The organism is Paenibacillus pasadenensis DSM 19293 (assembly GCF_000422485.1).
In the GTDB taxonomy this organism is placed as follows: domain Bacteria; phylum Bacillota; class Bacilli; order Paenibacillales; family Paenibacillaceae; genus Paenibacillus_O; species Paenibacillus_O pasadenensis.
The window spans coordinates 119,064-126,967 of record NZ_KE383847.1; the positions used below are offsets into that span (position 1 = coordinate 119,064).

6 protein-coding genes are annotated in these 7,904 nt (G+C 62.3%); 2 read left to right on the forward strand and 4 right to left on the reverse strand.

Annotated elements, in window-relative coordinates:
• Positions 1-71: 71 nt before the first annotated feature.
• Complete coding sequence (locus H582_RS0111365; RefSeq protein WP_028598632.1) at positions 72-899, forward strand: (2Fe-2S)-binding protein; 828 nt, start codon at positions 72-74, stop codon at positions 897-899.
• Positions 900-958: 59 nt separating this feature from the next.
• Here H582_RS0111365 and H582_RS0111370 read toward each other — a convergent pair whose 3' ends face one another.
• From H582_RS0111370 to H582_RS0111385, 4 genes are all read right to left on the reverse strand, one after another.
• Positions 959-2,251, reverse strand: a complete 1,293-nt coding sequence (locus H582_RS0111370; protein ID WP_028598633.1) for a dicarboxylate/amino acid:cation symporter — start codon at positions 2,249-2,251, stop codon at positions 959-961.
• 56 nt (positions 2,252-2,307) lie between these two features.
• A complete protein-coding gene (locus H582_RS0111375) occupies positions 2,308-3,753 on the reverse strand; it encodes an NAD-dependent malic enzyme (RefSeq protein WP_028598634.1) in 1,446 nt (481 codons plus the stop codon).
• Between the two features lie 225 nt (positions 3,754-3,978).
• Entirely contained in the window at positions 3,979-4,680 is a 702-nt protein-coding gene (locus H582_RS0111380) for a response regulator (protein WP_028598635.1), read from the reverse strand.
• A complete protein-coding gene (locus H582_RS0111385; protein ID WP_043111209.1) occupies positions 4,667-6,289 on the reverse strand; it encodes an ATP-binding protein in 1,623 nt (540 codons plus the stop codon). The genes H582_RS0111380 and H582_RS0111385 overlap by 14 nt, the downstream gene beginning before the upstream one ends.
• Before the next feature lie 172 nt (positions 6,290-6,461).
• Between H582_RS0111385 and H582_RS0111390 the strand changes: the two genes are divergently transcribed.
• Positions 6,462-7,541: a DctP family TRAP transporter solute-binding subunit gene (locus H582_RS0111390; RefSeq protein WP_028598637.1), complete on the forward strand. Its 1,080-nt coding sequence runs from the start codon at positions 6,462-6,464 to the stop codon at positions 7,539-7,541.
• Positions 7,542-7,904: the final 363 nt, after the last annotated feature.

Below are 7,904 nucleotides of genomic sequence, written 5' to 3' on the forward strand. Positions count from 1 at the left end.
TCCCCGACCGGAAAGGCTCTGTTTTTTTGGCTGAAGCCGTTGTGGTAAGCTGAAGGAAGGAAAGGCATTATGTGGACGAGGTGATCGGCGTGGCGCAAGAGACGGCAAGCTTCGATTTCGGCATCATCAAGATGTATTACCATATCTCCCCGGAGGGGGCGGACGAGCCTCTGTTCGAGATGGACGCGGACCGCTTCTTCGACGCGGAGTCGCTCGGCGGGGCGCTGGATCTCGGAGGCGCGACCGTGCAGGCGACGAGCCGGGCGCTGCCCGCTTCGTTCGTCGGGACGACGATCGGCAAGCTGCTGCTGACGCAGGCTTATCTGTATGCGATGTACGAGTCGATCCTCGACCTGTCGCCGGAGCGGCTGACGTTCCAGGTCGAGGCGCATGACGATCATGCGCATCTCGGCTTCCGCATCAAGGAGCTGCTGCCTCAGCCGGTTCCGTCCGAACGGGCGGAGGAGCTGCTGGCGGCGGCGTGGACGGACTATGTGCGGTCGTTTGTCAGGCCGGCGGTCGAGGCCGTGTCGGAGGCGTCGGGGTTGAAGGCCGCGGCGATCTGGCAGCAGTACGGCGCCATGAGCGAGTACATGAAGGAGTTCGCCGGCACGATGCCGCTGCCCGAGCCGGTGCGGGAGCGCATGGCGCTTGCCTTCCGCGTGCTCGCCGAGGGCATCCCGGCGGAGGCGTTCGGCACGAGGCGCAACCCGTTCGTCCATAAGGCGCGGTATTGCGACAATCCGTACCCGACCGGCGGCGACAAGCTCATGATGCAGTCGTCCTGCTGCCTGTACGACCAGCGCGAGGGCGGCCAGAAGTGCTACACCTGCCCGATGCTGACGCCCGAGCAGCGCGCGGAGCGGCGGGTGCAGGTGCAGGCGGAGCTGGCGGGGTAGACGGCGGGATACGCAAGAGCGGCATGACGTGCCGGGAAGCGAATCCGGTCCCGCCCGGCTCAAGCTTCGACAGAAGCGGAATGGCCGGCAGCAGTCCCTGTTGCTAGGCCAGGCTCCTTGGAGGACTGGAACTGATTTTCGCTCTTGGCGATGACGACGGTCGCCACCGAGTTGCCGATCAGGTTCGTGATGGCGCGGGCCTCCGACATGAAGCGGTCGACGCCGATAAGCAGCGCGATGCCCTCGAGCGGAATCGGATGGCCGGGCAGAGCGGCCAGCGTAGCCGCAAGCGTGATGAAGCCGGAGCCGGTCACGCCTGCCGCTCCTTTGGAAGTGAGCATGAGCACGCCGAGGAAGGTCAGAATCTGGAGGAGCGTCAGCTCGATGCCATAAGCCTGGGCGATGAACAGCGCCGCCATCGAGAGGTAGATGCTGGTGCCGTCCAGATTGAAGGAGTAGCCGGTAGGAACGACGAGCCCGACGACGGGCTTGGAGCAGCCGTAGGTCTCCATCTTGTTCATCAGGCGAGGCAGCGCGGACTCGGAGGAGGAGGTGCCGAGCACGAGCAGGATCTCCTCCTTGATGTGGCGGATCAGGCCGAAGATGCTGAACTTGTAGTAGCGGGCGATCAGGCCGAGTATGACGATGATGAACAGGAACATGGTCATGTACGTCGCGACCATCATTTTCCCCAGCGACAGCAGGGAGCCGAGACCGAATTTGCCGATCGTATAGGCCATCGCTCCGCCTGCCGCATACGGAGAGAACCTCATGATGATGCCGACGATTTTGAAGAAGATCTCGTTCAGCTTCTCAAAAAACTCGGTCACCGGACGGCCTTTCTCGCCGATCATGGAAAGCGCGAGGCCGAACAGGACGGAAAAGAACAGCACCGGCAGCATCTGTCCGCTCGCCATGGCAGCGATCGCGTTGTCGGGAATGATGCCGAGCAGGAAGTCCTTGAAGCCATGCGAGGTTTCGGAAGCCTGCTGCGCGTAGCCGGCTACCGCATCGGACTTGCTGTCGACGCCGGAGGTGTCGATGCCGTCGCCGGGACGGATCAGGAAGGCGACAGCGATGCCGATCGCCATGGCGAAGGTGGTGACGAGCTCGAAGTAAAGCAGCGCTTTGCCGCCGATGCGGCCGATCTTTTTCATGCTGCCCATGCCGGCGAAGCCGATGACGATCGTGAAGAACACGATCGGAGTGATGACCATTTTGATCAGCTTGATGAAGACGTCGGCGAGCACCTTGAGCGAAGCCCCGAAGCTCGGGAAGAAATACCCGATGGCGATGCCGATCACGATGGCGGTCAGCACCTGGACCGTCAGGTTTCTGAAGTTGATTTTCATCGGAATCCCTCTTTCTGGGCTGGTCGATGGTCAGGCTTGATGGCGGATGGCGGTCCTTAGATCGGAGTCGGAGACGAAGCCCTCGGCTTGGAGGGAGTTTCCTTGCGGGCGACGCCGGAGGCGTACGCCGCTTCGATGACCGCCTCGCGCACCCTCTCCACGACCAGGTGGTTGAACACGCTCGGAATGATATACTGCTCGTTCAGCTCCTCGTCCGTCACGACGGAAGCGATCGCTTTGGCGGCAGCGAGCTTCATCTCCTCCGTGACGCGGGAGGCGCGGCAGTCGAGGATGCCGCGGAAGATGCCCGGGAAGCAGAGCACGTTGTTGATCTGGTTCGGATAGTCGGAGCGGCCTGTCGCCATGACGCGGACGTAAGGCGCGGCCTCCTCCGGCAGAATTTCGGGAGTCGGGTTCGCCATCGCGAAGACGATCGGGTCGACGGCCATTTTTTTCAAATCCTCGGCCTTCAGCACGCCGGGACCGGAGACGCCGATGAAGATGTCCGCGTCCTCGATCACGTCGGAGAGGCTGCCCTCGAGCCGGAAAGGATTGGAGTTGTCGGCATACCACTGCCAGAATTCGTTGGCGTAGCTCTTGCCGGGGACGAGGGCGCCCTCGCGATCCACGCCGATGATGTTGGTCACGCCTGCGGCCATCAGCATCTTGGAGCAGGCCGTGCCGGCGGCGCCGATGCCGCATACGACGATCTTGCACGACTCCAGCGTCTTGCCGGTAAGCTTGACGGCATTGAGCAAGCCGGCCAGCAGCACGACGGCGGTGCCGTGCTGGTCGTCGTGGAAGACAGGAATATCGAGCTCCTCCGCCAGCCGCCGTTCGATCTCGAAGCAGCGCGGAGCGGAGATGTCCTCCAGATTGATGCCGCCGAAGGTCGGGGACAGCGCTTTGACGATTGCGATAATTTCTTCGGTGTCCTGCGTGTTCAGGCAGATCGGGAACGCATCCACCCCGGCGAACTGCTTGAACAGGACGGCCTTGCCTTCCATGACCGGCATCGCGGCCTGCGGTCCGATATTGCCGAGGCCAAGCACGGCCGAGCCGTCGGAGACGACGGCGATCGTGTTGCGCTTGATGGTCAGCGTATGGGCGCGCGACGGCTTTTCATGAATGGCCATGCACACTCTTGCCACTCCGGGCGTATAGACGCGGGACAGATCGTCCCGATTTTTGATCGGCGTCTTGGGCGTCGTTTCGATCTTGCCTCCGATATGGAGGAGGAACGTCTGGTCGGATACCTGCAGCACGCGGACGCCCGGCAGCCGGCCGACGGCCGCTGCGATCCGGTCGGCATGACTCCGTTCGTACACGTTGACGGTCAGGTCGCGCACGGTGGAGGCGGCGTCCGACCGGGTGACGTCGATCGCGACGATATCGCCCCCGGTATCGCCGATGACGGTAGCGATCTGGGCGAACGAAGCGGTGGAGCGGCTGAGCTCCAGCCGGAGTATGATCGGCGTGGAAGCTCCTGCGGGGATGGACATAGGACGGCACATCCTTTTCATGGATATAAGATAAGGTTCAGGGTTGGAAAGCGGGTCTGCCTTTCATGATATCGCTTTCAATTGAAAGCGCTAGCATGCGGTCATAATGGTTGTTTTGGTCTTTATGGTCATGGGGGAGCAGGTCGTCCGAGGGGAGCCGATCGCTCTGCCGGAAAGCAAAAAACCGCAGCCGGGGCGGCTGCGGTTCTCGATGAGGCATGTAGCTCAGCTTTTGTCCAGAGAATAAAGGTTGACCGGCCTGCCGAGGCCGTATTGCAGCTGAAGGCGGAGCTGGCCGCTCTTGGCCAGATGCTCCAAATACCGTCTGGCGGTAACGCGGGCGATGCCGACATTCTCGGCGACGCTCTCAGCCGATACGGCTTCCTCCTGCAGCGCGAGATAACGCAGGATATGCTCCAGCGTTGCGGCCTGCAATCCCTTCGGCAGGCTGCCTCCGTTGTCGGAGGCAGGCGCGGAGGCTGACGCGGATAGGGGACCGTGCAGGAAGCGGTCCAGCTCGCCCTGATCCAGCTGGCCGCCGTCGGCGAGCTGCCTGCTGCGCTGGCGCCAGCGCAGCAGGGCTTCCCGCACGCGCTCCGCCTTGAACGGCTTCATGATGTAGTCATCCGCGCCGCCTTGCACCATCGAGCGGATCGTGTCCCGGTCGTTGGCGGCGCTGATGACGATGACGCCGGCGGCATGGCCTTCGCTGCGCAGCTGCCGGAGCGTCTGGATTCCGTCGAGGCCCGGCATGTAAATATCGAGAATGACGAGGTCCGGGTTCATCTGGCGGATCAGCTCCATGCCTTCCCGTCCGCTGGATGCGGTGCCGGTGACATGGAAGCCCTCTACCGATTCCACGAACTGCCGGTTCACCTCGCGCACCATGGGATCGTCTTCGATCAGGACGACCTTAATCCTCTTCATGCTCGCTTCTTCCTTTCTTCGGCCGACTCTCCTCTGTCATCGGAAAGCTCAGCGTGATGGACGCGCCGGCGCCAGGCGCGGATTCGACCCGGATCGTTCCGCCGCCTTTCTCCGCGATGCCGGCGATGAGGAACATGCCGATGCCCCTTCCGTCTCCGGGCTTGGTGCTGAAGCCGCGCTCGAACATGCGCTGGCGGACGAGCTCGTCCATGCCGCAGCCGTTGTCCTCCACCAGCATCGAGAGCTGCTCGTCGTCTTGCTCGAGGCTGACGAGCACCCGCCGGGGCTCCGGAGCGGACGCCAGCGAATCGAAGGCGTTTTCAATCAGGTTGCCGAGCAGGACGACGAAGTCATGATGGTCGAGATGCTTGGGAAACCGCTGCAGCCGGCTGTGCGGATCGATCCTCACGTCGATGCCGAGCTCACGGCCCCGGCTGATCTTGCCGAGCAGCAAGCCCGTCAGGCTGTCATGGAAAAAACGGGTGCCGAGAAACCGGTTCAGCTGCTCGCGTTCGTCCGACATGCGGAACAGGTAATCAAGAGCTTTTTCGCCTTGTCCAAGCTGGATCAGCCCGCCGATCGTGTGCAGGCGGTTCATATATTCATGGTTCTGAACCCTTACCGTCTCTACGAGCGCTTTGACCCCGGTCAGCTCCTCCGCCATCCGGGCGACCTCGGTCCGGTCCTGGAAGATGGCGACGGCACCGACGGTATGCCCCTGCACGCGGATCGGCACGCGGTTGCTGACGATATGCTGGCCGCCGATGAAGATTTCCTGCTGGTAGACCGGAGCATCCAGCTCTAGAATCTCGGGCAGCCGGGTATCGGGGAGAACGTCGCGGATCGGCCGCCCGACCACGTCGCCTCCGATATGGAAAATCTGTCGGGCCCGTTCGTTGAACACGGCAATCCGCTCGTCGTTATGGATGGCGATGACGCCCTCATGCATCGCGTGGAACGTCGCATCCCGCTCCATCAGCAGCCGCGCGATTTCCAGCGGCTCCATATCGAACATCTCTTTTTTGATTTGCCTCGCGAGCGCCCATGAGCCGGCCAGGCCGACGAGCAGCGACAGCAGCAGGACAGTGGAGATTTGCCCGGCGAAGGGCAGGATGACCTCCCTCGGCGAGGGGAGGACCCGGCCGACCAGAACCGTGCCGATCTGCACATGCATGCTGTCCATGACCGGGACGAAGGCGCGCAGCGCGGTGCCGAGCTCGCCCTTTGCCTTGGAGACATAGCTGTGCTCGGCGAATGCCGGTCCTTCGTCGGTTCCTCTGGAAAAGGTGCCCACCCGGTCCGGAACCGGATGCGACAGCCGCTTATGCTGCATGTCCAAGACGACCACATAGGTGGCGTCATGGATGATGCCGATTTTTTCGGCGGCCTCCCGCAGCTTGGGCTGCAGGGCCGCATCCTCCAGGCCGGCGACGATAACCGGAAGGCTGGCCGCCGTCTTGGCGGTGACGAGCAGCCGCCTGCCGAGCTCCTTCTCCTGCAGGTGGAGAATGCTGCCGACTGCGACGCCGCCGCCGGCAGCAAGCGCGAACAGCACGACGCCAAAGGAGAGCAGGGCGATTTTCCAATTGATTTTAAGCTGCTTCAGCATGGTCGGGCCTGTCTCCTTGCGTTGGAATAAGAGCGGCGCCTCTTTTTCCTCATCATACACCAGAGCTTGAGGCATGCAAACCGGCGGGGAATTCGGCCAAGGGCTTCTGCAAAAGAGGGCGGATAGGGTAAGATGATGTCCAAACAGGCTAGGACGGGGGGCTCGTGTCGGAATGGGGAAATGGCGATTCAAGCTATGGGGCGGAGGGCTGCTGCTGGCTGCTGCCGCCGTGCTGACGATCTTCTGGCTTGGGGGATACAAGCTGCCCGGCCCGCTGCCGGTGGACGACGAACAGACGGGCTTCAGCGGCAGGCATGTCATCAAGTTCAGCTATGTCGTCGCGGAGAACACGCCGAAGGGGCTCGCCGCGCAGCGGTTCGCGGACCTGGTGGAGGAGAAGTCCGGAGGCAAGGTGCAGGTGCAGCTGTTTCCGAACGGAACGCTGTACACGGAGCCGGACGAGCAGGCTGCGCTGGCGCGCGGGGATGTGCAGATGATCGCTCCGGCCTTCTCCAATCTGTCGACCCGCATGCCGGAGTGGAGCGTCATGGACCTGCCCTTCGCTTTCCCCACGGAAAAGGCGGTGGAGGAGGCGTTCGGCGGCGAAGTCGGCTCGATGCTGTTCAAGCGGCTGGAGAGCCGAGGGATGATCGGACTCGCCTTCTGGGGCAACGGATTCAAGCAGATGACCGCGAGCGATCGGCCTTTGGAGCATCCGCAGGATTTCCGCGGCCTGAAATTCCGCATCCTTCCTAGCCCGATCATCGACGCGCAGTTCCGGTCTTTGGGAGCGGCTACGGCGGATATTCCGTTCAACAGCGTGTACAAGGCTTTCGAAAGCGGGACGGTCGACGGCGGGGAGAACACGATCACGAATATTTACAGCAAGAAGTTCTATCAGGTGCAAAACTATATGACGGTCAGCAATCATGCGTACCTCGGGTACGCCGTGGTGATGAACCTCTCGTTCTGGGAAAGCCTGCCGTCGGATGTGCAGGGCATCATCCAAGAGGCGATGCGGGAGACGACCGGGTGGGCCAACGAGAGTGCGCGGGAAATGAGCCGCAAGGAGCTGGCGGAAATGAGGAGCGGCCGCCTGATGAGCATCATCGACCTGGGAGAGGCGGAGCGACGCGAGTGGATGGACTTGTGGGAGCCGCTGTACGGACAGGCGGAGAAGCTCGCGGGGCGCGAGCTGATGGACGCGGTCCGGCGGCTGCGGAGCAAGTATGAGAGCCAAGGCGGGGAGTGACGGGGGAAGCTGCCCGTGGTTCGGCGACCGGCATCAGCGGAGTTCTGTGTTAACCGATGCCCTCAGGCGAGACCTGCGTAGTCTGCTTCTTCGCGTTGTCATATTGGTTGTTTCGGTTTACGCTCCCCGCTGGGGAGCGTATTTATTTTGGAATTTTGGAACTTTGGAATTTCAAGTGAGCTTTGTTTCAATTCACACGCTTCCCAGTGGGGAGCGACGGATGTCAGTCTTTTTCATGGGTATCCTCCTTGAGTAGTTTCAATCCCCCCTCCCCAGCGGGGAGCGACCACTACGAGGCCATGCAGTGGGAGAGCACCGCGCAGTTTCAATCCACGCTCCCCAGCGGGGAGCGACGGATGACGC

What these genes read in the sequence shown, in the direction of transcription:
- H582_RS0111370 (WP_028598633.1), bottom strand. Translation starts at nt 2,251, where the DNA reads ATGAAAATCAACTTCAGAAACCTGACGGTCCAGGTGCTGACCGCCATC.
- H582_RS0111375 (WP_028598634.1), bottom strand. Translation starts at nt 3,753, where the DNA reads ATGTCCATCCCCGCAGGAGCTTCCACGCCGATCATACTCCGGCTGGAG.
- H582_RS0111380 (WP_028598635.1), bottom strand. Translation starts at nt 4,680, where the DNA reads ATGAAGAGGATTAAGGTCGTCCTGATCGAAGACGATCCCATGGTGCGC.
- H582_RS0111385 (WP_043111209.1), bottom strand. Translation starts at nt 6,289, where the DNA reads ATGCTGAAGCAGCTTAAAATCAATTGGAAAATCGCCCTGCTCTCCTTT.
- H582_RS0111390 (WP_028598637.1), top strand. Translation starts at nt 6,462, where the DNA reads ATGGGGAAATGGCGATTCAAGCTATGGGGCGGAGGGCTGCTGCTGGCT.